At 68.8% G+C, this 26035-nt stretch carries 27 protein-coding genes and 1 tRNA gene; 11 read left to right on the top strand and 17 right to left on the bottom strand.

Annotated elements, in window-relative coordinates:
• The first annotated feature begins 9 nt into the window (after positions 1-9).
• Both BMY74_RS40375 and BMY74_RS40380 read left to right on the top strand, forming a co-directional pair.
• Positions 10-3645: an nSTAND1 domain-containing NTPase gene (locus BMY74_RS40375; protein WP_089926543.1), complete on the top strand. Its 3636-nt coding sequence runs from the start codon at positions 10-12 to the stop codon at positions 3643-3645.
• Between the two features lie 187 nt (positions 3646-3832).
• Positions 3833-4276 (top strand): hypothetical protein, encoded by a 444-nt coding sequence (locus BMY74_RS40380; RefSeq protein ID WP_089926546.1) that lies wholly within the window; start codon positions 3833-3835, stop codon positions 4274-4276.
• On the opposite strand, the gene BMY74_RS40385 is transcribed toward BMY74_RS40380, so the two are convergent.
• From BMY74_RS40385 to BMY74_RS40425, 9 genes are all read right to left on the bottom strand, one after another.
• Entirely contained in the window at positions 4257-5354 is a 1098-nt protein-coding gene (locus tag BMY74_RS40385) for a hypothetical protein (protein WP_089926549.1), read from the bottom strand. The genes BMY74_RS40380 and BMY74_RS40385 overlap by 20 nt on opposite strands.
• A gap of 11 nt (positions 5355-5365) precedes the next feature.
• Positions 5366-6199 carry an alpha/beta fold hydrolase gene (locus tag BMY74_RS40390; protein WP_089926552.1) on the bottom strand — a complete coding sequence of 278 codons (834 nt, stop codon included), beginning with the start codon at positions 6197-6199 and terminating at the stop codon, positions 5366-5368.
• A gap of 64 nt (positions 6200-6263) precedes the next feature.
• Complete coding sequence (locus tag BMY74_RS40395; protein ID WP_089926555.1) at positions 6264-7049, bottom strand: SDR family oxidoreductase; 786 nt, start codon at positions 7047-7049, stop codon at positions 6264-6266.
• 10 nt (positions 7050-7059) lie between these two features.
• Positions 7060-8385 carry a M20/M25/M40 family metallo-hydrolase gene (locus tag BMY74_RS40400; protein WP_177230172.1) on the bottom strand — a complete coding sequence of 442 codons (1326 nt, stop codon included), beginning with the start codon at positions 8383-8385 and terminating at the stop codon, positions 7060-7062.
• 19 nt (positions 8386-8404) lie between these two features.
• The gene (locus BMY74_RS40405) at positions 8405-9295 is read right to left on the bottom strand and encodes a glutaminase (RefSeq protein WP_089926815.1); all 891 of its coding nucleotides are present in this window, start codon (positions 9293-9295) and stop codon (positions 8405-8407) included.
• A 27-nt stretch (positions 9296-9322) separates the two neighbouring features.
• Positions 9323-9916 (bottom strand): DUF6801 domain-containing protein, encoded by a 594-nt coding sequence (locus BMY74_RS40410; protein ID WP_143091916.1) that lies wholly within the window; start codon positions 9914-9916, stop codon positions 9323-9325.
• Positions 9917-10060: 144 nt separating this feature from the next.
• Positions 10061-11206 (bottom strand): PucR family transcriptional regulator, encoded by a 1146-nt coding sequence (locus tag BMY74_RS40415; protein WP_089926560.1) that lies wholly within the window; start codon positions 11204-11206, stop codon positions 10061-10063.
• Between the two features lie 58 nt (positions 11207-11264).
• Positions 11265-11927 carry a GAP family protein gene (locus tag BMY74_RS40420; protein ID WP_089926818.1) on the bottom strand — a complete coding sequence of 221 codons (663 nt, stop codon included), beginning with the start codon at positions 11925-11927 and terminating at the stop codon, positions 11265-11267.
• Positions 11924-12490 (bottom strand): TetR/AcrR family transcriptional regulator, encoded by a 567-nt coding sequence (locus tag BMY74_RS40425; protein WP_089926563.1) that lies wholly within the window; start codon positions 12488-12490, stop codon positions 11924-11926. Before BMY74_RS40425 ends, BMY74_RS40420 begins: the two co-directional genes overlap by 4 nt.
• Before the next feature lie 117 nt (positions 12491-12607).
• On the opposite strand from BMY74_RS40425, the gene BMY74_RS40430 reads away from it, so the two are divergent.
• The 4 genes from BMY74_RS40430 to BMY74_RS40445 are packed head-to-tail and all read left to right on the top strand — an operon-like array spanning position 12608 to position 15934.
• Positions 12608-13492 carry an ABC transporter ATP-binding protein gene (locus BMY74_RS40430; RefSeq protein ID WP_089926566.1) on the top strand — a complete coding sequence of 295 codons (885 nt, stop codon included), beginning with the start codon at positions 12608-12610 and terminating at the stop codon, positions 13490-13492.
• Positions 13489-14196, top strand: coding sequence for an ABC transporter permease (locus BMY74_RS40435; protein ID WP_089926569.1), 708 nt, complete (start codon positions 13489-13491; stop codon positions 14194-14196). The genes BMY74_RS40430 and BMY74_RS40435 overlap by 4 nt, the downstream gene beginning before the upstream one ends.
• Positions 14193-15332, top strand: coding sequence for a sensor histidine kinase (locus BMY74_RS46755; protein WP_218159918.1), 1140 nt, complete (start codon positions 14193-14195; stop codon positions 15330-15332). The genes BMY74_RS40435 and BMY74_RS46755 overlap by 4 nt, the downstream gene beginning before the upstream one ends.
• Positions 15329-15934 carry a response regulator transcription factor gene (locus BMY74_RS40445; protein WP_089926571.1) on the top strand — a complete coding sequence of 202 codons (606 nt, stop codon included), beginning with the start codon at positions 15329-15331 and terminating at the stop codon, positions 15932-15934. Before BMY74_RS46755 ends, BMY74_RS40445 begins: the two co-directional genes overlap by 4 nt.
• Here BMY74_RS40445 and BMY74_RS40450 read toward each other — a convergent pair.
• A complete protein-coding gene (locus BMY74_RS40450; RefSeq protein ID WP_089926575.1) occupies positions 15931-16863 on the bottom strand; it encodes a squalene cyclase in 933 nt (310 codons plus the stop codon). The two genes, BMY74_RS40445 and BMY74_RS40450, sit on opposite strands and share 4 nt — an antisense overlap.
• Positions 16864-16985: 122 nt before the next feature.
• Here BMY74_RS40450 and BMY74_RS40455 point away from each other — a divergent pair.
• From BMY74_RS40455 to BMY74_RS40465, 3 genes are all read left to right on the top strand, one after another.
• A tRNA-Leu gene (locus tag BMY74_RS40455) sits at positions 16986-17068 on the top strand.
• Positions 17069-17164: 96 nt separating this feature from the next.
• A complete protein-coding gene (locus BMY74_RS40460; protein WP_245786661.1) occupies positions 17165-17629 on the top strand; it encodes a hypothetical protein in 465 nt (154 codons plus the stop codon).
• Entirely contained in the window at positions 17626-18639 is a 1014-nt protein-coding gene (locus BMY74_RS40465; protein ID WP_089926578.1) for a tyrosine-type recombinase/integrase, read from the top strand. Before BMY74_RS40460 ends, BMY74_RS40465 begins: the two co-directional genes overlap by 4 nt.
• A gap of 52 nt (positions 18640-18691) precedes the next feature.
• On the opposite strand, the gene BMY74_RS40470 is transcribed toward BMY74_RS40465, so the two are convergent.
• The 6 genes from BMY74_RS40470 to BMY74_RS40495 form a co-directional block, all read right to left on the bottom strand.
• On the bottom strand, positions 18692-19606 hold the full coding sequence (locus tag BMY74_RS40470) for a helix-turn-helix domain-containing protein (RefSeq protein WP_089926581.1): 915 nt from the start codon (positions 19604-19606) through the stop codon (positions 18692-18694).
• A 193-nt stretch (positions 19607-19799) separates the two neighbouring features.
• A complete protein-coding gene (locus BMY74_RS40475) occupies positions 19800-20624 on the bottom strand; it encodes an aminoglycoside phosphotransferase (RefSeq protein WP_089926584.1) in 825 nt (274 codons plus the stop codon).
• 2 nt (positions 20625-20626) lie between these two features.
• On the bottom strand, positions 20627-21370 hold the full coding sequence (locus BMY74_RS40480) for an AAA family ATPase (RefSeq protein WP_089926587.1): 744 nt from the start codon (positions 21368-21370) through the stop codon (positions 20627-20629).
• An 18-nt stretch (positions 21371-21388) separates the two neighbouring features.
• Entirely contained in the window at positions 21389-22294 is a 906-nt protein-coding gene (locus BMY74_RS40485; RefSeq protein WP_089926590.1) for a radical SAM/SPASM domain-containing protein, read from the bottom strand.
• A 108-nt stretch (positions 22295-22402) separates the two neighbouring features.
• Positions 22403-23131 carry a 5-formyltetrahydrofolate cyclo-ligase gene (locus tag BMY74_RS40490; protein ID WP_218159919.1) on the bottom strand — a complete coding sequence of 243 codons (729 nt, stop codon included), beginning with the start codon at positions 23129-23131 and terminating at the stop codon, positions 22403-22405.
• Between the two features lie 12 nt (positions 23132-23143).
• Positions 23144-24307: a helix-turn-helix transcriptional regulator gene (locus tag BMY74_RS40495; protein ID WP_089926598.1), complete on the bottom strand. Its 1164-nt coding sequence runs from the start codon at positions 24305-24307 to the stop codon at positions 23144-23146.
• 266 nt (positions 24308-24573) lie between these two features.
• Between BMY74_RS40495 and BMY74_RS40500 the strand changes: the two genes are divergently transcribed.
• Positions 24574-24927, top strand: coding sequence for an HC3 family zinc finger protein (locus BMY74_RS40500; RefSeq protein ID WP_089926601.1), 354 nt, complete (start codon positions 24574-24576; stop codon positions 24925-24927).
• Positions 24924-25646: a helix-turn-helix domain-containing protein gene (locus BMY74_RS40505; RefSeq protein WP_177230173.1), complete on the top strand. Its 723-nt coding sequence runs from the start codon at positions 24924-24926 to the stop codon at positions 25644-25646. Before BMY74_RS40500 ends, BMY74_RS40505 begins: the two co-directional genes overlap by 4 nt.
• Positions 25647-25662: 16 nt before the next feature.
• Here the strand turns inward: BMY74_RS40505 and BMY74_RS40510 are convergent, their stop codons facing one another.
• Complete coding sequence (locus tag BMY74_RS40510; RefSeq protein ID WP_089926607.1) at positions 25663-26034, bottom strand: DUF6355 family natural product biosynthesis protein; 372 nt, start codon at positions 26032-26034, stop codon at positions 25663-25665.
• Between the last annotated feature and the right edge of the window lies 1 nt (position 26035).

The following is a 26035-nucleotide window of genomic DNA, read 5'->3' on the forward strand; positions in this document are numbered from 1 at the left end:
CTCTGCGATATGCCTCGCCCGGAAAAACCGCTCGACCCGTTCGCCGGGCCTGTTGAACAGTTCGCGTTCGACCTGCGCAAGCTCCGCGAGAAAGCCGGCTCCCCCGGCTACCGCGAGCTCGGCAAGCTCAGCCACTACTCCGCCAGCACCCTCGCCGACGCCGCCCGCGGTCAGCGCCTCCCCTCCCTCGCCGTGGCGCTCGCGTTCGTCCGCGCCTGCGGAGGCGACGAGGACCTGTGGGAACAGCGCTGGCGCGAGATCGGCGAAAGCGACGCACAGCCCGAGAACGGCGTCTCCCCCTACGTAGGCCTCAAGGCGTTCACCGAGCACGACGCCGACCGCTTCTTCGGACGGGAACGGCTCGTCGGCAAGCTGCTCGGCAAGCTGGAGCACGAAGACACCGTGCTCGTCGTCGGCGCCTCCGGCTCCGGCAAGTCGTCGCTGCTCAGGGCCGGTCTGCTGGCCCGCACCCCCGGCGAGCTGATCACCCCCGCCACGCACTCGCTCCCCCGGACCGAGGGCCTGCTGGTCGTCGACCAGTTCGAGGAGGTCTTCGCCCTCCCGCACCGCGACGAGTTCATCGCCGCCGTCACGGCACGCACCGGCAAGACCGTCATCGGCATGCGCGCCGACTTCTACGGCCACTGCGCCCGCTACCCCGCCCTCGCGAAGGCCGTCGAGGACGCCCAGGTGCTCGTCGGCCCCATGACCACCGACGAGCTGCGCAAGGCCATCACCCAGCCCGCCGTCGAGGTCGGCTGCGCGCTCGAGACCGGACTCGTCGCCCGCCTCATCGCCGACGCCACCGGCGAACCGGGTGTGCTCCCCCACGTCAGCCACGCGCTCCTCGAGACGTGGCAACGCAAGCGCGGCAACACCCTCACGCTCACCAGCTACCACGAGAGCGGCGGCATCGCCCGCGCCATCGCGAACACCGCCGAACACGCGTTCACCGGCCTCGACGAGCAGCAGCAGGTCCAGGCACGCCAGGTGTTCCTGCGGCTCGTGAACCCCGGCGAGGGCACCGAGGACACCAAGCGGCGCGTCAAGCGCTCCGAGCTCGCGGCGGACGACGTCGTCGAGCACCTCGCCGGCGCACGCATCCTCACCGTCGACGACGACAGCGTCGAGATCAGCCACGAAGCCGTCATCCGCAGCTGGCCACGCCTCAAGGACTGGCTCGCCGAGGCACGCGACGACCTGCGCGTGCACCGCAGGCTCACCGCCGCCGCGGCCGACTGGGAGGCCCACGACCGCGACCCCGGTTCGCTCTACCGCGGCGTGCCGCTGACCCAGGCGAGCGACTGGGCCCAGCGCGAGCCGGCGGCGCTCAACGCCGCCGAGAAGGCGTTCCTCGACGCCAGCAAAGCCGCCGTCGAGCACAAGCAGGCCGTCGAGAAGCGCCGCACCACGAACCTGCGCCGGGTCGTCGCCCTCCTCGCGGTACTGCTGCTCGTGGCGACCTCAGCGTCCGTGTTCGCCGTGCGCGCCCAACGGCAGACGACCGAGCAACGCACCATCGCGCTCGCCCAGAAGGCCATCGCCGAGGCCAACGGCGTGCAGGCGCGCGATCCCGGGCTGGCGAGCCAGCTCCGCCTCGCGGCCTACCGCCTGACGGGGCTGCCCGCCGCACGCGACAGCCTGCTGAGCACGTTCGCCGGCCCCCAGGTCACGATCGCCAGGGGCCACGCGGAGTCCGTGGCGTTCGCCCTGTTCAGCCCGGACGGCAGGCTCATGGCCTCGGCCGCCGACGACAAGGCGCTGATCATCTGGGACGCCACCGACCGCTACCACCCCGTCGAGGTCGGCCGCACGCACGTCGGTGACGACGCCACGCACGGCATGGCGTTCAGCCCGGACAGCCGCACGGTCGCCACCGCGGGCTGGGACGGCTTCATCCGCCTGTTCGACGTCTCCAACCCCCGCAAGCCCGTCGAGAAGGCCCGCATCACGGGGCACAAGGGCCAGGTGCAGGAGGTCGAGTTCACCCCGGACGGCCGCACGCTCGTCAGCGCCGGTTCGGACGGGACCGTCCGGGTCTGGGACATCTCCGGCCCGGCGACCCCCGTGCGCACCATCCAGGCCCACGAGGACACGGTGCACGCCATCGCGCTGAACGCCGCGGGCACCACCGTCGCGTCGGTCTCCTGGGACGGCTCCGCCCGGCTCTGGGACCTCGCGACCGGGGAGAGGCTCTCCACGATCTCGTCGGTGCTGGGCGACGTCTCCTCCGACGGCATCGCCTTCTCCCCCACCGGCCTGCTCGCCACCGGCGGCGAGAACGACGGCGTGCGGATCTGGGACGCCAGCGACCCGCGCAACCCCGTGCTGCTCAGCGTCGCGCCCGGACACATCTTCTCCGTGCACACGATGGCGTTCTCCCCCGACGGCAGGTTCCTCGCCACCGGCGGCGGCGACAAGACCACCCGCCTGTGGGACGTCACCGAGCCGCGCGACGTCCGCCTCGTGAGCACCATCTCGGGCCACACGGACATGGTCTGGTCGATCGCCTTCAGCGCCGACTCCCGGCAGATGGTCACCGCCACGACCGACGCCGAGGTCCGCGTGCTCGACGTCGCGAACCTCAACGCCGCGCGTCACCGCGAGACGGTCTGGAAGCTCGACTACGACCTGGCCGGGAAGTTCCTGACCACCGTGTCCTCCGACGGCGACATCAAGCTGTGGACCCAGCAGGACCGCCACGTCGAGCTCGCGTCCGACCTGCCGCAGCTCCCCGCGACCGAGCAGTCGGCCACCGTGGACGTCCACCCCGGCGGCAAGCTGCTGTTCGGCTCGACCTACACCGCAGGCGTCCTGTGGGACGTCAGCGACCCCTCGCGGCCGCGAGAGCTCAGCAGGGCGATCACCGGCGCCCAGGCCATCGAGTCCGCGACGTTCAGCCACGACGGCACCACGCTCGCGGTCGCCGAGAAGAACGGCGTCGTGGGGCTCTGGAAGATCACCGATCCCGCGAACCCGGTGAAGACGGGCAGCTTCGCGGTGCCCACGGCGGACACCGTGTGGCAGATCGAGTTCTCCCAGGACGACCGGACGCTCGTGGTCGCGAACGGCACCCGCGAACTCCAACTGTGGGACGTGAGCGACCACGGCTCTCCCCGCGCGCACCCGCCGCTGCGCACCGACGACAACCCCGACCCGATCCGCCGCGGCGGGCAGGCCGGGCGGCAGGAGGTCATGTCGGTGGTCATCCACGGCACGGTCATGGCGTTCGCGAACAAGGACAGCAGCGGTGCCCTGTACGACATCAGCGATCCCGCCCACCCACGTGAGCTGGGAACGCTTCCCAACGACGGCGGGCCGCTGCAGCGCCTCGCCTTCTCCCCTGACGGCACCCTTCTCGCAGCCGGCACGACCGACGACGTGATCCGCGTGTGGACCGTGAGCGATCCCCGGAACCCCCAGCTCCGGGCAGTGCTGCACGGTCACACCGAGCGGGTGTGGGGTGTGGCCTTCGCACCGGACAACCGCACTCTGGCGACCACCGGCGCCGACCGCACCGTCCGAGTCTGGGACATCGACGTGGAAGCCACAGCGGCCCGCGTGTGTGCGACTACGACGGCGCACCTGTCCACTCGTCATTGGGAGCAATACTTCCCCGGCGTCGAACCGAGGCCTCTCTGCTGAACAAACCCCCCACCTTTCCTCTCCACCGCATTTGTACTGGGAAAACGTTGTGCGGTGTCGATGTCCGGGCGCCGTACAACAACTTTCACGCAACGCGGCGGGCCGAGCGCAGGAAGGTGACTCTTCAGTCAACACTGAAGTAATAAAATTCACCGAACTGGTTGTCGATGTGATCAGATTCTGGGTCATGGAGCTCGTGCCGCACGAAGTCGGGGTCGCTCACAGCGCACTGCCGCACGACGAAACGTCCGCCCGTGCCCTGCTCGCCGATGCGGCGGCGCAGGGCCTGCACACCGTTGTCGTCACCGCCGAGGAGGGTGACGAACGCGCTCTCACCGTGTTGCGCGAACTGCGCGCGGAATGGCACACGGAGGACGGCAAGGTCACCGCCCAACTGGACACGGACGCCGAGGGCCAGCTGGCGCACCTGTGGGCGTTGCCGGAGGAGGGCAGGGCCGCGTGGCTCGCCGCGTTCCCCCGCCACGACGACCCGAACTGGTGGATGCACCGCCTGCTCGTCCTCAACCACCACCCGGAGTGGGCGCCGCTCAAGGACTGGCTGGTCGACGAGCACGTCCGGTTGTTCGGCCGGCCGCCGGGCAGGCGCCGCTCTAGCGCGGCAGGCCGCTGAAGTCCGGTTGGGTGAAGCGCTGGATCCAGGGGATCGGGTCCTCCTCCGGGACGTCCCGGTCCGGCTGGACGGCGGCGAACGTCAGCACCGGCACGCGCGGCACACCGACCGCGATCACGTCGTCGTGCGTGCCGGCGATCCACATGACACCCGTGTCCGCGATGTTCGCGATCACGTTCAGGTCCGGCAGCACGAACTGCACCAGCGCGAGCCCGCCCGGCATCTCCGCCAGGCCGGCGACGTGCTGGTTGGGTTGCCACGGGAACAGCGTGACCGTCACCGGTGTCCACTGCGCCGAGTTGTCCACGGCCGTGACGGCGTCGCGGTACCAGCCGCTGATCTCGACCGACGTATGGACGCCGAGCAGTCCCACCACCAGCACGAGCGCGCCGACGACGAGCCCGGCCGGTGCGGACGGGACCAGGCTCAGCAGCACCACCGCCGCGCCGAAGGCCGCAGGAACGGCCGACCACAGCCACGCCCGCACTCCCCACCGCATGCCCCGGTAGGCCTTCGCGGTCGCCGGGTCGTCGAGCGGTCGGCCGAGGGGCCGCTCGACCCGTTCGCGCACCGGGTGCTCGTCCCCGCCCCTGTCGACCTTGGCGTTCTCCATCTTCGCGAACCCGGCGACGCGCACGACGGCCCTGCCACCGGCGTCCGGGCCGCAGACGAACACCTCCTGCCGTTCGAGCGCCATGTCCGGGAAGTCCTCGAACCAGCCCCGGAGCACCACCCCGTCGTCGAGCAGCAGCCGGTCGGTCCCGTCGTCGTGCTTCTCCGCCACCCGCACCGCGACCCGCCGCCACGGCTGTTCCAGCAGGCCACGCCGCTCGGCCCTGGTCTCCGCGCGGTACATCAGCGGCCCCAGCCCGCACAGGACGGCGACCAGCGCCAGGACGACGAGCGCGCCGATGTTGCCCGGCGCCGGAGGCAGCAGCCAGCACGTCACCGCGCCCGCTCCCGCCACGACCGCGATGCCGCCGAGCGCCTTCGCGCCCCAGCGCAGGTCCTGCAGGATGAGGCCGGTGGACCAGTCGTCCTTCGCGGGCACGTCGGTCCGCGGCTCCAGGTACTGCACCGGTCCCCCAGCTATGCCTTCGCGGCCACCTCGCGGATCAGGTTCGCGAGCTCCGCCGGTCGTTCCAACGGGAGCATATGTCCGGCGTCGGCCAGGACGACCGACGTTCCGCCGAACTTCACGGCGTCGGCCTCGGGCACCAGCCGGTCCTCGTCCCCCACCACCGCGACGACGGCCTTCTCCTGGGCGACCATCAGCCCGGCCTCGCGGTCGTAGCGGTCCACGGCGGGCCGGAACAGCGCGACCGTCTCCGGCCAGTGTCCCCAGACCATGTCCGCGGTGAGCTCCACGTCCTCGTCGGAGGGCTCGTCGCCGAAGAGCCACCACCGCAGCCCCGCGGTCTTGGCGGGCTCGATCTTCTCCCGCACGGCCCGCACGATCGGCCCGAAGGCCCGTTCCAGCTCCCGCACGAGCTTGCCGACGGCCTTGGGCCACGCCAGCGTCGTCTCGGACACGCCGCTCGCCGCCATCGACACGAACACGGTGCCGAGCACCCGCTGCCGGAACAGCCGCGGCCGCCGTTCGGCCATCGCAAGCGCCGCCATCGCGCCCATCGAGTGCCCGGCGATCACCACGTGGCCCTGCGGCACGGCCCGTTCGACGAGCTCGCCGAGGTCCTCCCCCAGCTGCTCGATCGTCGCCGTCTCCTTCGACGCCGCCGCCGAGCCGCCGTGGCCGCGGTGGTCGTAGGCGATGACCTGGAACTCCCCGCTCAGGTGCTCGACGACCTTGTGCCAGCTGCGGTGGTCGAGCGCGTAGCCGTGCGCGAGCACGATCGTCACCGGTGCCTCCGGGTCACCCGCGCGCACCACGTTGAGCTCGGTCCCGTCCTCCAGCAGCACCATGCGCAGTCCTTTCGCCGTGGTCGTCTTGTTCGTCCTAACGAGACAACCCGGTTCCGGACACGCCCTATCCGCTGCCGAGCACCACCTGCGGCGGTATCTGCCCGCCACCGACCCCCGGCACACCGCGGAAGTGGTACGGCGACGCCTTCCCTCCCGGCTGGATGACCCAGGCCTCCCCCGGCTTCCCGTCGGCCAGCACGGACTGGAACGCCTCGGCGACGTCCGACGGCGTCAGCAGCGGGAACGCGACCGCGTCGAACTCCTCCTTCGCCGCGCCCAGCAGCAACGTGTCGACGAAACCCGGGCACAGGGCGGAGACCGTGATGCCCTCCCCCGCCACGGCCTGGCCCGCCGCCCGCGCGTACCCGACCACCGCGTGCTTGGTCAGCGTGTAGAGCGGGTCGGAGGACATCGCGGTGAGACCGGCCAGCGACGCGGTGATCACGATCTTCCCGCCGCCGCGGCGCCGCAACGCCGGGACGGCCGCGCAGACGCCGTACACGACGTGGTCGACGTTGACGCCGACCAGCTTGCGGTAGCGGGCGAGGTCCAGGGCGGCCACCCCGGGCTGGCCACCTCCGATCCCGGCGTTGAGGTGCACGACGTCGAGGCGTCCGAGCTCCTTCTCGACCTGCTCCACGACCGCGGGCATGGTCGCGGGATCGGTGACGTCTCCCGCGATGGCGATGCCGTCCACGGCGGAGGCGATCCGGTGCGCGCCGGCGGCGTCGAGGTCGACGACCGCCACGCGCGCACCGAGTTTCGCGAGCCGTCGCACCACCGCGGCGCCGATCCCGCCCGCCCCGCCGGTGACCAGGGCGACCTGACCGGTCAGATCCACTGTGGACACGACGGCCTCCTCAGCTGTTGCGCAGGAAACGGTCCAGCACGCGAACACCGAACTTAAGGGCGTCGACGGGCACCCGCTCGTCCACACCGTGGAAGAGCCCGGAGAAGTCCAGGTCGGCGGGCAGCCTCAGCGGCGCGAAGCCGAAGTTGCGGATGCCGAGCTGCTGGAACGACTTGGCGTCCGTGCCGCCGGAGAGCATGTACGGCAGCACGCGGGCGCCGGGGTCCTCGGCGGTGATCGAGGCCGTCATCGCGTCCACCAGGGCGCCGTCGAACGTCGTCTCGACCGGCGGCAGGCCGACCCACTCGCGTTCCACGTCCGGTCCGAGCAGCTCGGCGAGCTCGCGGTCGAACGCCTCCTCGCGGCCCGGCAGGATGCGGCAGTCCACAGTGGCCTCGGCCGTGGACGGGATGACGTTCGCCTTGTAGCCGGCGGAGAGCATCGTCGGGTTGGCCGTGTCGCGCAGCGTCGCGCCGATCATCCGCGACAGCGCGCCGAGCTTGCCGATCGAGCCCTCGACGTCGTCGTCGGGGAACTCGAGGCCGGTGATCTCGGTGACGCCGTCGAGGAACTCGCGCACCGACGGCCGGATGATCAGCGGCCACTGGTGCTGGTCGAGCTTCGTGACGGCGGCGGCGAGCTTCGCCACGGCGTTGTCTCGGTGGATCATGCTGCCGTGGCCCGCGGTGCCCTTGACCCGCAGCTTGAGCCAGCGGATGCCCTTCTCCGCGGTCTCGACGAGGTACGCGCGGACGTCATCCTTGAGGGTGATCGAGAAGCCGCCCACCTCGCTGATCGCCTCGGTGACGCCCTCGAACAGCTCGGGCCGGTTCTCCACCAGCCACTTGGCGCCGTAGAGGCCGCCCGCCTCCTCGTCGGCGAGGAAGGCGAACACGATGTCGCGCGGCGGCACGACGTTCTCGCGCTTGAAGTGCCGCGCCAGGGCCAGCGTCATGCCGACCATGTCCTTCATGTCGACCGCGCCGCGGCCCCAGACGTACCCGTCCTGCACGGCACCGGAGAATGGGTGCACCGACCACTCGGAGGCGTCGGCGGGCACGACGTCGAGGTGGCCGTGGACCAGGAGCGCCCCGCGGCTCGGGTCGGCGCCCTGCAGGCGGGCGACGACGTTGCCACGGCCCTTCGCCCCGGACTCGACGTACGTGGTCTCGTAGCCGACCTCGGACAGCTTCTCGGCCACCCACTCGGCGGCCGCGCGCTCCCCCACCACCGTCGCGGGGTCACCCGTGTTGGTCGTGTCGATCCTGATCAGCTCGCTGACCAGCGTGACGGCCTCGTCTTCGGCCAGTGCCAGTGCGTTCCCCGTTGTGCTCACCCCGTCTTCCTACCATCCGTCAGAACACGGACCAGCCCGTGAGAGTGGTGAAACGGTCCAGCGCGTCGACTCCCGCGACGGAGTTGCCGCGCGCGTCCAATCCTGGACTCCACACGCAGATCGCGCACCTCCCCGGCACGACGGCGATGATGCCGCCGCCGACGCCGCTCTTGCCGGGCAGTCCGACGCGGTAGGCGAACTGCCCGGCGGCGTCGTAGGTGCCGCACGTGAGCATGACCGCGTTGACGCGCTTGGCCCCGCTGACGTCCAGCAGCCGCGTGCCGTCGTTGCGGACTCCGTGGCGGGCGAGGAACAGGGTGGCCTTGGCGAGGTCGGCGCAGCTCATCGCGATCGAGCACTGCCGCACGTACTCGTGCACCACGACGTCGACCGGGTTGCGCATGTTGCCGTAGGAGGCCATGAAGTGCGCGAGCGCGCGGTTGCGGTCGCTGTGGTCGAGCTCGGACTTCACGACCTCGGGGTCGATCGTGATCGCGGGGTTGCCGCTCTCCTGCCTGAGGAAGCCGAGGAGGCGGTCGGAGGCGCCGAGACCGAGGTGGTCGGTGACGACGACGGCGCCCGCGTTGATGAACGGGTTGCGCGGGACGCCCTGCTCGGTCTCGAGCTGCACCAGCGAGTTGAACGGGGACCCGGACGGCTCGCGGCCGACGCGGGTCCACACGTCGTCGTTCTCGGCGAGGGCCAGAGCGAGCGTGAACACCTTGGAGATGCTCTGGATCGAGAACGGCCTGTCGTGCTGCCCCGCGCGGAAGACCTCGCCGTCGAGTGTCGCGACGGCGAGGCCGAAGGCGTGCGGATCGGTCCTGGCCAGCGCCGGGATGTAGTCGGCCACGGCGCCGCCGGGCTTCACCTCGGCGGCGATGCGGTCCACCAGCTGCTGGAGCTCCATGGCCGCCATCCCATCACGGGACGGGTGTCACGCCACCTGGAACTCGTAGAACTTGGTGGGCTGGCCCGCCTTGACGGTGCACGGGACGTGGACGACGCCGATCCAGGTCGGCTCGCCGTTCTGGTAGCGCGGTGTCAGGGCGAGGTCCGCGTTGCCGAGGTTGATCGACGTCGTGCCCGCGTTGGGCAGCGTCAGCGCCGGGAACGAACCGGAGGCGACCACCTGGAACGTGCCGGAGGAGGGCACCGGCGTGTTCGGGATGGTGAGCGTCGACGTGAGGTTCTGGGTGGTGCCGGCGTTGTCGACCGCGATGGTCGTGGTGAGCGTGCCGTCGACGGAGCGGCCGCCGATCCACCACAGCGTGTTGCGGACGTCGTCGGACACGGTGGACGTCACCGTCGCCGAGGCCGGTGCGGTCGGCACGCCCACGGCCGCCGAGTCCGGCAGGTTCGGCGAGCTGACCACGGACGGAACGTCGTGCGTGCCCGCGATCGAGAACTGGCAGGAGTAGGTGATGCTCAGCTCGGCGGTCGCGGCGGAACCCGTGCCGGCGGTCGCCACGCTCAGCGCCCCGGCGACCGCCAGAACTGCGGCGGCGCGCGCGAAAAGTCCGGTCTTCATCTGCAGGGACCTCCAGGAGTACGACATTGAACTGCAAGAAGGCGGTGTTGCTTTACTCGTCAGTAAAGTAACCATCGGCCAATACCGGAGGCAAGCGAAAACACGCTTTTGTCATCCGGATGCGAAATCGCTTTCCGCAGTTTGTCAGTCGCGCCGCAAGAAATAGTGCGCACGGAGGGCGAGTTCGAGGGTGAAGCGTTCCTCGGCGTCGTGCATCCGGTCGCCGAACAGTTCCTCCAACTGGTTCACCCGGTACCGCACGGTCTGCGGGTGCACCTGCAGCCGGGCGGCGACCTCGGGGGCCCCGCCGCGCGCCGACAGCCACACCAGCAGCGTCTCGGCGAGCTTGGTGCGCTGCCGTTCGGTGAGCGGGGCCAGGGGCTCCAGCGCCCGTCGCGCCAGCTGCCGGGCCAGGAACTCGTCGGCGAGCACGGTCAGTTCGACGAGGTGGTCGGCGGCGTGCACGACCGGCCCGCGCTCCCCGGCGAGGGCGAGCACCCGCCGTGCCGAGGCCAGCGACCGGGGCGCCTCCTGCGGATCAACGGGCACGCCGACGGCCGCCCGCCAGCCGGGCAGGGCTCTGCGGAGCCAGCGCGCGCCGGCGGGCGGGTTCGGCACCAGCAGGTACGGGTGCGCGTCCTCGAAGTCGACCAGGACGTCGGCGGGCAGGCCGTCCGCGGGCGCGTCGGACGGCTCCAGCGCCACGGCCACCAGCCGTTCGGGCATCGGCCACGCCGCCGCCCGCGCCGCGTCGAGGACCGCCTGCCAGTTGCCCGCGGGATCACCGGCGAGCAGTTCCATCAGCTTGCGCCGCTTGCGTTCCAGCGTGCCCGCGGCACTGGCCTGCGCGGCCGCGTAGCCCTCGACCGACAGGCTCACCAGCTCGTCGACGTGGGCGATCATCGCTTCGCCGAGCACGGACATCTCGCGCAGCGACAACGCCCGTTGCTCGGCGAACGCGCAGACGTGCCGCCACGCCACCCGCGCGCCGATGCGGTAGGCGGCCTGGAGGCTGTCGAGGCTGCGACCGGACTTGAACTCCCACGCGCCGAGCTTGCGGTGGATGTCGTCGTGCGGGTCGGGCTCGGAATCCGGCGAGGCGATGCGGTCGACGAACTTGACCAGTGCCTGCCGGATGCCGTCGACCACGTTGTCGCGAAATCCGCTGTATTCCGGAATGGCTTTCTCGATGGCGTCGAAAATGCTCACCGAAACGGGTGCGACTTCCATTCGGAGCAACGGCGCCAGTGCGCGCGGGACCGATCTGCGCGGATCGTCCAGCCCGGTCACCCTGGCGAGTGTAGAAGCGAAACGAAACCGGGTCGTTCAGCCAACCGGGCCAACCGGTTCACACGAAGAACAGCCTCACGAAGGCATCTCGTGCGACCAGGAACCCGGCGATGCCGAGGATCCACCCCGTCGTGCTCGCGCCCTTCTCGGCGAACCAGGTGCTGATCTTGGTGAGGAAGGGCTCGATCCTCGAGCGCAGGGCGATGCGGCCGCCGAGCAGCAGCAGCGCCGGCAGGATCATGACCAGGCAGTACCCGGCGAGCAGCAGCCCGATCTGGCCCGTGCTCAGGTCGGCGGCGCTCATCATGCCGATCGCGCCGAGGTACGGCAGCATCGTCGCGAGCTCGACCACGCCCGCCAGCACCGCGACCCCGGCCAGCGCCGCGGTCGACCCGTTGGCCCGGTTCTGCCACTTGGTCGTGTCGAGCTTCTTCTTGCTGTCGAAGCGGAAGCTCACCGCGAACAGCAGCACACCGAGCACGAGCTGACCCCAGAGCGCCACCTGGCCGTCGAGTCGGTCGATCACCTGCGAGGCGCCGAGGACGATGAGAACGCCCACGACGAAGTAGAAGATCGTGATCGTGCCGAGGTAGACGGCGAACCTGCTCAGCTTCAGCCTGCCCGGGGTGAGCATCAGCCAGATCGGGACGAACAGCGTCCCGATGCTCGTCGAGTCGAGCAGCGCCAGTCCCGCCAGCGCCGCCACCAGTCCCAGTGTCACGTGCTCCCCCACAGTCGTTCGAGGTGGCGTGCGATCACCCGCTCCGCCACCTCCTCGGTCATCTCCTCCGGCTCCAGGGCGCGTTGCGCCGTGACGCCGTCCACCAGTGCCGCGAGGCCGACGGCCTCCTCGCCGTCCACGCCCGCGGCCTCCAGCACGTGCCGGCACAGGTCCCTGACCACCTGTGCGCCCTGCTTGTGGCGCTCGAGCAGCACGGGATTCGCCGCGGCCCGCGCCGCGAACGCGAGCCACACCCGTGCGCGCGCCGCGTCGCCCACGAGCGCGATGGCACACAACGCCTCGCGCAGCTGGTCCTGGAGGCCGCCCTCCTGGTTCAGGACCTCCTGCACGCTCGCCGTCAGCTCCTCCACGAGCTGGTCCTGCGCGAACAGCAACAGCTCGTCCTTGCTGCGGAAGTACTTCTGCAGCAAGCCCGTCGTGGCGTTGAGCTCCCTGGCGATCCTGGGCAGGCTCGCCGCGTCCAGCCCCTCGGCGTCGACCACCCGGTAGAGGGCGGTCACCACCTGCTGACGCCGTTCGGCGGGATCCGCGTTTTTTGGCACGACCGTGAGATTACGGTCTTAATCTAACGAGCGCAACCCGCCCTCATGACATCTGTCATGAGGAACTGGTGTGGGACGGCACTGCCACCCGCGGCCGTTCCCCGAGATCGTTCTTGCATGACGGCGATCGAGGTGCGGGGGCTGACGCGCCGGTACAGCGGAGGTTTCGAAGCTGTGCGGGGCGTGTCCTTTGAGGTCGAGCGGGGCGAGATGTTCGCGTTGCTCGGCACGAACGGTGCGGGGAAGACCTCGACCGTGGAGGTGGTGGAGGGGCTGTCGCGTCCGGCGGAGGGGACCGTGCGCGTGCTCGGCCACGACCCGTTCGCGGAGCGTTCGTCCGTGCGGCCGCGAATGGGCGTGATGTTGCAGGAAGGCGGTTTCCCGCCGGACCTCACGGTGTCCGAGGCGGCGAGGATGTGGGCGGGGACGCTGACGTCGCCCCGGCCCGTCGAGGAGGCGCTGACCCTCGTCGACCTGGTGCATCGGGCGTCCGTGCGGGTGAAGCAGCTCTCCGGCGGCGAGCGGCGGCGGCTGGACCTCGCCCTGGCGTTGCTGGGCAAGCCGGAGGTGCTGTTCCTCGACGAGCCGACCACCGGGCTCGACCCGGAGAGCCGGCGCAACACGTGGGAGCTGATCCGGTCGTTGCTGCGCGACGGCGTGACCGTGCTGCTGACCACGCACTACCTCGAGGAGGCGCAGGCGCTGGCCGACCGGCTCGCGATCATGCACCGCGGCCGGATCGTAGCGCAGGGAACGGTGTCCGAGGTGGTCGACGCGTACCCGTCGCGCATCTCGTTCGTGCCGCCGGCGGGGGTGTCGTTGCCGGTCGTGGCCGACGCGGAGCCGTCCGGACGCGTGACCGTGCGGACGAACGACCTGCAGTCGACGCTGCACGAACTGCTCGTGTGGGCTCACCACAACGGCGTGGAACTGTCCGGTTTGGACGCCCGGTCGGCGTCGCTCGAAGAGGCGTTCCTGGCGATCGCGGAGGAGGCGGCATGAGGGCCGTGGCTGTGGGGCAGGCCGAGCTGAAGTTGTTCTGGCGCAACCGGACCGCGCTGTTCAACTCGCTGCTGCTGCCGTTGTTGCTGGCGCCGGTGCTGTACTCGGTGGACGCCGACGGCGTGCCGCTGGTGGTCGGGCTGATCGGGTTCGCGCTGCTGATGGCGGTGTACTACAACCTCGTCACCACCTTCGTCGCCCGGCGCGAGGAGCTCGTGCTGAAGCGGCTGCGCGTCGGCGAGCTGACGGACCCGGAGATCCTGGCCGGCGCGGCCCTGCCGTCCGTCGTCGTGGCGCTCGGCCAGATCGTGCTCTACTGCGTGGTCGTCGCGGTGATCACCGGCGTCGAGCTGCCGGCCCGGCCGTGGTTCCTGCTCCTGGGCGTGCTCGGCGGCGTGGCGGTCTTCGTGCTGCTGGCCGCGGCCTCCTCGGCGTTCACGAGGACCGTCGAGATGGCGCAGGTGACGTCCTTGCCGGTCCTGATGGCGTGCCTGTTCGGCTCCGGCATGGTGTTCCCGCTCTCCGTCCTGCCCGACACCCTCGCCAAGGTGCTGCAGTACCTGCCGCTGACCCCGGTGCTCGACCTCCTGCGCGCCGGCTGGGCCGACGGCCCCGTGCTGAAGCCGTTGATCGTCCTGGCGGTGTGGATCGGCCTCGGGACCTACGCTGTGCAGCGGTATTTCCGGTGGGATCCTCGGAGGTGAACTTGCTCGGCTGGTGGCGGTCCCGCGGCAGCGCGGCGCGGTTCGACCTGTTCGTCCGCTACACGTTCTACCTCAGCTTCGTGTTCCTGCCGCCGTTGCTGATCACCAGCTTCGCCCGCGAGGTCAGCACCGCCGCCCTGATCGTGATCATCGCGGCGGTGCTGACCTACGCGCTGCTCAGCTTCCGCCTGGTCCACGTGGGAATCGAGCACCACCTGGGCCACGGCCCGTTCCCGCGCCGCCTGGTGGCGATCTACCTGGCCACCACCGGCGCCCTCCTGGTCGCAGGCCAGCTCGCGTACCCGGACCCGTTGCCCGGCAGGCAGGACAGCACCGGCGACGGCATCTCGGTGATCTTCCTGGTCCTCGCGATCACCACCCTGTCCGCGGTGCTCCGGCCCCGCACCCTGCTCGTCATCGCCCTGGCAGGCGGCGCGTGGATGCTCCTCACCGCCCCGCCGGGCAACGCGCTGTTCATGACCTTGATGCTGGTGTTCCTGGTGGGCGCGTTCCGCTCCACACTCTGGATGCTGCGCATCGTCTGGGAACTGGACCGCTCCCGCGAGGTCCGCGCCAACCTGGCCGTGGCCGAAGAACGCCTGCGCTTCGCGAGAGACCTCCACGACGTAGTAGGCCGCAACCTCTCAGTGGTAGCCCTCAAGGCAGACCTGGCAGCCCAACTGGCCCGCCGAGGCCGAGACACGGCCATCGACGAAATGCTCGAGGTCCGCCGCATAGCCCACGAATCCCTCGACGAACTCCGCGCCGTCGTCAGCGGCTACCGCACAGCAGACCTCTCCGCCGAACTGGCAGGCGCCCGCTCCCTCCTCGCCTCAGCGGGCATCGACTGCCGAGTGATCGGCGACGTCACCTTCGAAGGCGAACCGGCCGGCGCCCTGGGCTGGGCGGTCCGCGAGGGCGTCACCAACGTCCTGCGCCACAGCGAGGCCCGCACGTGCACGATCACGTTGCGCGGCAAAGTGCTCACCATGACCAACGACGGCGTCGCCACCTCCGCGTTCCGCTTCGGCAGCGGCCTGACGGGCCTGCACGAACGCATAGCGGCCTTGGGCGGCTCCGTGACGGCGACCCCGGAACCCCCGAACCGCTTCGTCCTGACCGTGGAGCTCCCGTGATTCGCATCCTCCTGGCCGACGACGAGCACCTGATCCGAGGAGCCATGGCCGCCCTCCTCTCCCTGGAGGACGACCTAGAGGTCGTGGCCCAAGCAGCCACAGGCGCAGAAGCCCTGGCCACAGCCCGAGTGGTCCGCCCGGACGTAGCCGTGATCGACCTGCAAATGCCAGACCTGGACGGCGTCTCCGTAGCCCAATCCCTGGCCGCGGAGCTGCCGTCCTGCTCCACGATGATCGTCACCAGCCACGGCCGCCCAGGCCACCTCAAACGAGCACTGGCAGCCGGCGTAAGAGGCTTCCTCCCGAAAACGGTCTCGTCCGACGTCCTGGCCACCGTGGTCCGAACCGTCCACACAGGCGGCCGCTACGTAGACCCGGCCTTGGCAGCAGAGGCCATCAGCGCAGGCGACAGCCCTCTAACCCCACGAGAAGCAGACGTCCTGGAGCTGGCCCTCGAGGGCGCCCCCATCGACGAAATAGCCCGCCGCGCGTCCCTCTCCCCAGGCACAGTCCGCAACTACCTCTCCTCAGCGGTAGGCAAAACGGGAGCCTCCAACCGCCACGAAGCAGCCCGCGTCGCCCGAGCGAGAGGCTGGATCTAACTCTCCCACCACCGCAACACCCTGGCCGCGTACAACGTGAGCCACTTGGACGGCTCCCCCGCGGCAACGTCGATCTCGAACCAGACCCGCTCAGGATGCCGCCCACCCTGAAGCCACGTTCCATCCCCCTGCCGAGCACCCCTGATCACCTCAACAGCCTCGGCCATCCGGGGGTCCTTCCTGCCCGCCGCTCGGAAGTACTCCATGGCGTTCAACACGCTGTACCCCCACCGCGCCGGCGACCGAAACGTCGTAACCCACTCCCCCACAAACTCCCCGGTGGACAGCCGCCGCATCAACGCGCGCTCGAGCAGGTACTCCTCCCCGCGCTCCCGAGCAGCCCGAGTCGCCGCCGTCCCCCCAGTAGCAAGCTCGTGAGCCAGCAACCCTTTCAACGAGTTGAGCGTCGAGTGGAACGAAGACCGCACCGACCCCTCAACCCACTCGCAGTTCCACCCACCATCCGCGAGCTGGTGCTCAACGAACCACTCGGCAATCCCCTCCACAGGCGCCCCAAGCCACACCCCGTTGCCCAAGGTCCACGAGTTGATGCAGCAATCGACCTCCCCACCCCAATAGGGCAGGTCCTGGTACTCCCACCGACACCCAGCAGCAAGCAACTCGACAGTCCCCCGCTCCACCAGCACAGCCGGATCGAGCCCCCACTCACGCAACGACGTCAACGACCACGTCGTAGCCGTCCAAGGCTGCCCCTCCTCACCACCCGCGAAGCCGGCGGGAAAGAAGGCCCCGCCGGCCCACATCCCGTCGTCCCCCTGAGCAGCCAGCAACCGAGCCCCGAACCCCTCCGTCACCACCAGCGCCCGCGTGGCCCGCCACACCTCCTCAGGCGCCCCCACCAGATCCCGCTCGACCTGCCACCGCACCGCGGGGTCGGAGTCCAGCAACCACCCGGTCAACTCACTCATGTACCGACCCTAGTGGGCCCTGACCAGCACAAACAGTTGACCGGCCCCCCGATTTTGGCCCGCACGGACGATCATGTAATCTATGCACACACCACGGCGCGAGCCGCGGCACAACTGAACAGGTCCGGGTGGCGGAATGGCAGACGCGCTAGCTTGAGGTGCTAGTCCCCGAAAGGGGGTGGGGGTTCAAGTCCCCCCTCGGACACGAAAATGTCGCAAATTTGCGACGTCTACGTGGCAGGTGCTCAAGTCCACTTGAGCACCTGTTTTGCGTTTCCGTGCCACCTGCGGGTGGCGTTCGATGACGATTTCCTACATCCGCCCGATCGTCCCGGACACGACGCCGGAAAAGGCGTCCGACGCCCTGACCCGCGCCATTGCCCAGCCTCTTCCGCTGATCGCCGTCCCCGCGTCCCGGCCGCCCAGGCTGACGAACGTCCTATACCGGATGGCCACCGTGGACCAGCGCGGCCGAGTTGCCGACCGGCACACCACGGCCGCACTGGACTGGAACGCGGGCACGAGGCTGAACATCCGCGAGCACGATGGCCTGCTGGTCATCACCGCCGACCCGCACGGCGTCTTCCAGCCCACCAAGCAGGGCTACCTCCGCCTACCAGCAGACGCCCGCCGCGCAGCTGCCGTGAGCTGCGGCGACGGGGTGCTCCTTTTGACACACCTCGACCGCCAGACCGTGACGGTGTTCCCACCCATCGCACTGGACGACCTCCTGCTGCGCGTCCTGCCAAGTGGTGAGGACGCATGACCAGCGCACCGACGCAAGCCGAACTCGACGCCGCACGCCTGGTCCTCGACCGCATGGGTGTGACGGCCGAGGATCTGCTCAACTCCGTCAAACCGCCGGCGCCGACGTTCGGCGAGTACATCCCGGTCGTCTCAGCCGCGGTGAGCGACGGCACCCGCCGCGCGTACACCCCGTACTGGAACCGGGTGCTGGACCAGTGGGCGGACATCTCGCTCAGCGACCGCACCCCCACCGACATCCAGCGGCTCGTCCAGCACGTCAAGGCCAACCTGACCGTCCGCCGCAACACCCGCAACGGCAACTCCGCCGCCGAACACCTCATCGCCGCGTTGCGCTGCCTTTATCGGCACGCGGTCGATGACGAGCTGATCGACGAGCGGTCCAACCCAGCTGCCAAGGTGGCCAAGCCGCGGCGTCAGCCCAGCAATCGGCGGGCTCTGTCGGGCAGGCAGATGGACCAGCTCAACGAAGTTGTCGCGACGACCGGCAACGATCCGCAGCTCGACTCGCTGATCGTCCGGTTCCACACCGAGACCGCAGCTCGACGCGGCGGTGCGCTCGCCCTGAGGCCTAAAGACCTCGATGAGGAGCAGTGCCTCGTCTACCTGCGGGAGAAGGGCGAGACCTCACGCTGGCAACCGGTCTCTCCCACGCTGATGTGGCACCTGCTCCAGCATGTCGAGCATCGCGGCTCGCCGACGAACGGGCGTCTGCTCCGCAACGCGAACGGAACCCAGATCACCTACCACCGCTACGACTACCTCTGGAGCCGCGTCGGCGAGAACCTCGCCTGGGCGGGCAAACAAGGCGTGAGCACGCACTGGCTCCGGTACACCACACTGACCTGGGTCGAACGACATTTTGGTTACGCCGTCGCCCGTGCCTACGCCGGACACAACGACTCCAACACCGACGCGGGCAGCACCACGACCTATATCCGTGCCACGGTGGAGGAGATCGCGAGGGCGCTAGCCGTCCTCACCGGTGAGCACCATCCACTCGCCACGTAGCCGATCCGGGACTGAGGGTTGCCTGCTGAGCAGGGAACCCCCAGCTCGCCACCTATGGACTGCCGCGGAACAGCACTCCTGCGGCCAGGGCTCCGGGCAGCACGTGACCGTTCTCCGAACCACCAACAGCCAGCTGCTCGCACACCCGAAGCAGCACCGCTTTCGACCTTTCCTCGTTCAAGCTCACGCTGGCGAGTGAACGAACGATCTCCTGATAGCGCTTGACCGCCTCGCCCTGCTCTTCGATGAGAACGGAGCCTTCGAGTTCCAGGAAGACGAGCGGTTCATAGGTGGGGAAGGTCAACCGGGTGAACGCACCGGACAGGTTTGCGTATGCGCCGGCCGCCGTCGGCACGATCCTGATCGCGACGTTCGTGCGCACCGCCGTCAGCAACAGGTGGTGCACCTGGCCGACATGAGCCTCATGTCCACCCACCGGAAGATGCAGGGCCTGCTCATGGACGTAGAACGTGCATTGCAAGTCACGGCGGAAAAGAAACTCCTGCAGCTCCTGCCCGGCCTGCAGTCGCTGATCCGTCTCGCCGTCCTGCAGGTTCGGAGAGGCCGCGATCACCGCGCGCATGTAGTCCTGCGTCTGCAGATAGACCGGGAGCCCGTGCGGATGCCACGTGGTCAGCGTCTTCGCCACCGCAACGTTCTCGACCAGAGTCCGGAGGCGGACGGGGGGACACGCGGCGTGCTTCTGCCACCAGCCCCTGACATGCGTCGCAGGCCGGAGGTCCAAGAGATGGTCTCGTTCCTCGATGGGCGTGCGGCATAGGCCCAGCAGCAGCGCCAGCTCGGTCTCGGTGCAGCCTATCTTGCCGTTGAGGAAGTCCGACAGCTTCGCCTCCTGCCAGCCGACAAGCTCGGCAACCCTGCGCGCGGACATGCCGGAGGCCTTGATCGCTGCCCGTACGCCTGCGCCGAACTCGCGGCCACGAGCCGTGGAGCTTCTCTGTGGCATGGGTGGATTCCTTGCTGTAGCTGGGATCTGTTGTGCCAGGCACAAGCAGCCAACTGCCCCAGCACAGCCCGGACCAGCTCATCAATCGCGCAGCAACCCAGCACGAATCCCGCAACCACCACTGCTCAACAGCAGAAACGCCAGACCGGCAACGCGGTAGCCCAATGGGGTGGTTGCACCCTCGCCAAGCAGGTCAGAGGAGCGCTTCGGCGTGGGCCACGAGCGCGGCCGCGAGGTCCGGATGGTCACCCTTGTCGATTCGGCGGAGGAGCCGCGAGGCGACGTAGAGCTGAGCGACCCGGCCTGACTCCGACTCCAGCACGACACCGAACACCGAACGCACGCGTTCGACCGTCTCAGGTACGAGGAGGCTGTAACTGAGCAAGGTCGCAGCGTCCGTACCCGCCGGACCGCGGCCCCATCCTTCCCAGTCGAGCAGGCCGAAATCCGGCCGCATGAGGTTGGCCCAGTGCAGATCGCCATGCACGGTCTCCCAGACAGCAACAACGGGATCGACCGCATCCCCGAACATCTGCCGGATCCGGCTGCTGACCAATTCTTGATCCGCGTTGACACGATCCGTTGAGATGGACGCGATCACGTCGACGGTGCGGCGGAGTTCCGCCCACCACGAGTCAGGCAGGTCGATCGGTTCGCGGAGTACGTCGGAGCGCGAGCACGGCGAGCCCGGCAGAAGGGTGAGCACCTCGGCGCGCTGCTGCCGGTGCTCCTCCCACTCGTAGACGTCCAGCACATGTGACTTGGCCAGGCCGGTAAGCACATTGGCGTCGAGGTTGCCAGTCCAGAAGTCGCCGTCAATCCACTGCTTGTCCTCCGACGCCACGCGCAGCCAGAACTGCTCCTCGCCACGGCGCGCGAGCGCACCGATTGAGCGATCCATCCAGCCGAGCCGCGGCTCGCCGACCAGCACAAGACCGAAGTGCGTAGCGGCTCGTTGAAGGTTCTCGAGCATCCACTCGCGGAACTGGGCGTCGGCGTCGGTGAGGTCCTCGGCCATCCCTAATCCTCGGTGACGTAGCGCAGGTAGGCCTCGGGCGTCGCCATGTACCGGCGCCAGTGGTCGACCAGCGCCAGGTCCTCCCACTTCGACCGCCGGAAACCGTGCTCGCCCACTTCGATTATGTCGGCGTTCGGTGTGGACGCCAAGATCGGCGAGTGGGTGGCGCAGATGATCTGCGCTCCCGATTTGCCGAGCTCGTGCATCAGGTGCATCAGGCGTAGGCAGGACTGGAACGACAAGGCGGCTTCGGGCTCGTCCATCAGGTAGAAACCGGGCTCGCGGAACATCGCGGCGAACACGGCGAGGAAGCCCTCGCCGTGGCTCATCTCGCGGGTGTCCTCGTCCCAGTACCCGTTCATACCGCTCACCGCGTTCATGAATCCGAACGCGGTCTCAGCGCGGAGGAAGTAGCCCTTGCGCTTCGTCCGCGGACCGATGCGATGCCGCGAGCCGAGAGCGGTGGTCTCGAACTGCACCATCTCGCCGAGCTCTGACTTGGGCCTGTCGTTGACGTACTTCCGTCCAGCCCGCCCGCCGTGTGCGTCCAGCCCCCACGCCTCGGCGAACGCCTCGACCAGGGTGGACTTCCCGGAGCCGTTCTCTCCCACGAGGAAGGTGACCGGCCGCTCGAACGTCATCCCCTCATCCGCCAGCTGGGCGACGCACGGGATGTCGAGCGGCCATTGCCGCCGTGAGCCACGTGGCAGTGACTCGTCGGGGATGTAGGCGCGGCGGGCGAGCATGAGCGGTGGTTCCTTCGGTCAGTGGTAGTCCGGAGCACAGGCTCCCGACGGCGTGCAGTTGCCAGCTGGTCGACACGCCGGGCTGCAGCTCGGCCCGCACTGGGGATCACACATGTTCGGCACGCACGGATTCAGCGGTCGCCGCGCGAACTCCCTCGCGAGTGCTGATGCGGTTTGCGTCATCCGCGGTCCTGTCAGGATGTCGACGAGCGACTCTTCCCGCACGTTGCCCACCGGCAACCATCGGGAGAAAACGCATGGCCACACCGACCCATCCGGTGCGATCGCGACCCTACCGTCACCACACTGGCCGCACAGTTCGTCCAGTTCAGGGCCACCGTCCCGGACACCACGGCCGACTTGACGCAGGCGATCTACCCGCACCTCGCCCTCGACTCCGAGGCTCCGCAACTGCGAAACCGCTTCCTGCACACGCTGGCCTTCATCAACGTCGATCACGCCCACCCGCACCGGGACCGACCGCCGAACCGCCTCGACGAGGTTCGACCTCGTCCGCTCATAGCTACGCCGGCCTCGTGTGATCCGCTCGTGCTGCTCGGCGTCATCGGAGTAGTAACTGGTAGCGAGCCGGACGCCCGGCTGCGAGAAGACCTCCCACAAGATCGGGCTCACGTGGACGAGGTTCGTGAACACCTCGACCTCCAACCCGCGGCCAAGGGCGTGGCCGACGAGCCCTGGCAGCCCGCGGTGCAGCGTCGGCTCGCCTCCGATGAACTGCACCATCCTCGTGCCGAGATCGGCGAGCTGATCGATCACATTCGTCCACTCTTTGGTGGTCATCGCCCCGTGCGAGCCTGCTGGGCCGGAATCGGCATAGCAGTGGTCGCACTGCAGCTGACACTTTCCGGTCACCTCGAGCCATGCGAACGTCACCCGCGATTGCGGGTCGAGCTGAGCCCCCACGTATTCCCCCTGCTTCTCACACTCCGCCGTACTACCTGCGTAGTTCTTGGAGCGAGTCCAAGTCAGGGACCAGGAGAGTGACAGCTCGAACAGAACCCAGATGCCCGTTCAGCCGGCCTCACGCCGAGCGGCCCGCGAGGCGAGCGCCGGAATTGCGGCGATCTTCGCCGGGTCCAGCTCCGACCACAGGATCCCCGACGGGCGTCGAGGTGGACCGCACTCGATGACCTGGGTCGGGGTGACGATCAGATCGACCGAGAAGTCGTGGCTGGTCTCCGGGAGATCGCCGTCGACGACCTGGAGGTCGTGGACCGTCGTGACGATGGTGGTCGCCTCGCTGATCAGTCCTGCCTCCTGCAGCAGGGCGACCTCGATGTCGGCGTATCCCGCGCCCTTGCCCAACCGGACGCCTCGGCGGTTCACCGCGACGGTGCCGCACACGAGCAGGTCGATCTTGGGCATCTCGTCCGTGTCGACGGTCCTGGCAAACGACGCGGCCTTCTTCGGCACCGCCGCTTCCTCAGGCAGAACCGGAAGCGTCGTGGGATCGAGTTCGTAGAACGGCTTCTCCGCGGCGATCTTCGGAACCGCCACGTAGAGCAGCTTGCTCTGCTGAAGACCCAGCAACCGGACTGGCAACTGCGGCTTGTCCGGTACGGCCTTCACCACGCGCGCCTGCTTCCAAACCGAAAGCTCAGCAAGTTTCCGGGCAGCCAGTTCGGCGCCCACGAAGTCCGGGATCGAGCCGTGCACGTCCGGTTGAGCAGCGTGGTGTTCGGTGAGCAAGTCCCAAACGCGGTGGCGAACCTCGTTCTTGGCCTGGTCGGGATTCGCCACAGACAACCCTTTCTAGGACGCCGCCATCATGGTGAACAGACGGTCGTACACCTGATCTACCACAGGTTCTTTGCGCCAGGGACGCAGTTCCTGAGCCACTCCGAAGATCACCTTGAGACCGCCGCCACCCCACGTCGTCTCGACGCAGTCGATCGCGACGTGCAGCGCAGCTGCGGCGTGGTCGAGTTCGCGCTGCTGGAGGTGCGCCAGGCTCAGGTTCGCCAGGATGATGCTGCGCGACTTCGAGCGAGACGGCGCTTGAGAGGCAACCCGCTCCAATGTCGTCTGGGCTCTCGGGGCGTCGTGAAGACGCAGGTAACAAGATCCGGCCAGACGGTCGTGCTGAGTCTCGGAGAACATCTCCGCAACGGGCTCATCGTCCGAGATCCGCCCGAAGTGGTCCTGCGCTCGTTCCAACGAACGCTCACAAGCACTGCGCTCCCCCACCATCGCCCGCGCTTCAGCGGCGTGCAGCTCGGCCAGCCCCGTAAGCACATCGCTGTGCCCACGGGCAACGTCGGCCGCACGCTCGGTGAAGATCAAGCCCGCGGTCGGGTCCTCCGTGCCGTACAGCTCGACGTAGGACGTGCGCAGGAGCGCGATCGCCTCCAACACGGGGTCGTTGATCTTGCGAGCCGCTTCTGCCGCGGTCGTGAAGTGCTCCTTCGCGGCATCGTGATCGCGACGTTGAGATGCGTCCCAGACGAACTGGCCCATCAAAGTGGAGGCTTCCGACTCGGCCGCGAGCAGATCACGCTTCACGCGATACTCGGCTGCGTTTGCACGCAGCAACCGGGTCTGCCCGAGCGCTTGTCCCGCCTCGGCGAGAAGGCCGGTCGACCGCTCACCGTCATAGCGAATGCTCAGCTGCGCGATACGCTGCCGCAGTTCAGCGACCGTGATGAGGTCGACCTTCGACGGATTCGCGAGCGCACGTTCTAGACGATCGGCATCAGCCGGCACCTCGGCACGCGGGTTCAGGAGGTCCACCAGCTCCTGCACCGACAGCGCCAACGCCTTCCTGAGGCGCGGCTGAAGCCAGACCTCCGGCGTGGACGTGCCCTGTTCCCACCGACCGACGGTTCCAGGAGTTACCCCGAGGAGCTCGGCCAGGCTCTCCTGCGAATACCCCATGGCCTTGCGGTGGGCGGCTAGCCCTTTCCTCGGCTTCGCCATCGGTCTCCCCTGACGCGAATTCGGCGCATTGTGCCTGGACAGGCTAGCTCGGGAGATGCACCGAACAACCGCTCCTCCAAGAGAACTTCATTTTCACCCGGTCGGGTCATCGGGGCGTTTACACAGGTAGCGGCTCCGCATGCGTGATTCCTGCTGGGTCGCGGCTGGATTGCAGCCCTGGTTCTCCATGGTCACGTCGATTTCCGTGGATCACTGCCGACATCAGGTGCGCAGGTCGCGCGGACGTTCTCGGGAAGTGATCGGGCATGGTTCGAAGCTACAAATGGCAGCCACACGACAAGGGGCGCCACGCGATACCGCAGGAACTGGCCGCCAACGAAGCCGGTCGCACCCTGTGCGGCATCGAGGTCACGGCAGGCCCGGACAAGTGGCCCGACGAAGCCCGCTACTGGCCGACATGCACGGAATGCGACCAGGCATGGCGCGCATCCGAAGGAATCCTGCCGTGGCCGCGAAGGGGCCACGGATTCGAGACGCCTCCCTCCCGTCATGGCGACGCCTCCAGCACTTCCCACGGCGACAACCCGACGGACGTGCTAGCGCTGGTCATCGACACGCTGACAGCACAGGGCGCACGCCCCGAGACAGCGCACCGATGAAGATCACCGAGCGGGTTACGAAGGACAAGCGCCTCTCGTGGAGCCGCAAAGGTGGCATCGTCCTGGTGGCTTTGCTCGAGCGGGTGGCCGTCGAGCACACCGTCCCCCGGCTCGGAGAGCTCGCCCGGCTTACCCACGCTGACCTGCTGAGCCAACTGCGGCGGTTCAGCAAGGCACGCCTGCTCGGTCGGCGGACCGATCTGGACGTCGTGCCCGCCGAGGACCACTTCTGGTTGTCCGCCGACCGAGTCGAACGCGCACGTGCCCTCCTCCAGCAAGTCGACGACGCCGACCTCCGAGAACTCGTTGCGGAGCGCGGACTCGACATCGATCGCGCGTTGGGCGACTTCTCGACCCAGCAGCCGTACGCAGTCGCACTGGGCAAGGCGCTGCGCGACGCCCGCATCGCGTCTGGACCAAGTCAGGCCGAGGTAGCGGCCAAGGCGTCACTCTCACATGCAGAGCTGTCGACGTTCGAGAACGGGCACGTCCTACCGACCTTGATCACGCTTGCCGAACTGGCTCGCATCTACGGGGTCGACGCGGCCGATCTGATCGTTCAGGCTGCTTGCCACTCGAAGCCCGACAAGCAGGTGCTGGCCTTGCGAGTCGCCGAACCGACGTTCCGCGCGGTGCTCACCCACCAGTTCGAGGTACGTCGGCTCCGGGAACTCGCGCGGGAAAGGGCTCAGCGCTCCAGTTCCGCCACCGCTCGATGATTCGAGGGCTTGTCGATCAGACGCGCGGTTGTCCTAGCGAACACCTGCGGTCGTGAGGTGGACCGGTCAGGTTCGGCGGAGTGGTGACGTAGTAGGCGTTGACGACCTTGTGTTGTCCGTCCCGGTAGAACGGCACCTGCCACCACGGCGATACGCACGTGGTCCCGGTGGTGCCCGAGGACCAGTGGAACTTGATGAGGATGAAGCTGTCCGCGCAGTGCACGTACCGACCGGTGAGCTCTCCCACCGCCGGCGATATCTCGTAGAAGCCGCACCGCTGCGGCATGATCCGCGTCGCCGAGCTCGGTGGTGCGTCGATCAGTCCCATCGCGGTGGTCGCGAGCACCATGCCGACGGTGGTCGCGGCCCGGCCGAGTCGTCCGTTCATC

It is taken from the genome of Lentzea albida, from assembly GCF_900111005.1.
Lineage (GTDB): Bacteria > Actinomycetota > Actinomycetes > Mycobacteriales > Pseudonocardiaceae > Lentzea > Lentzea albida.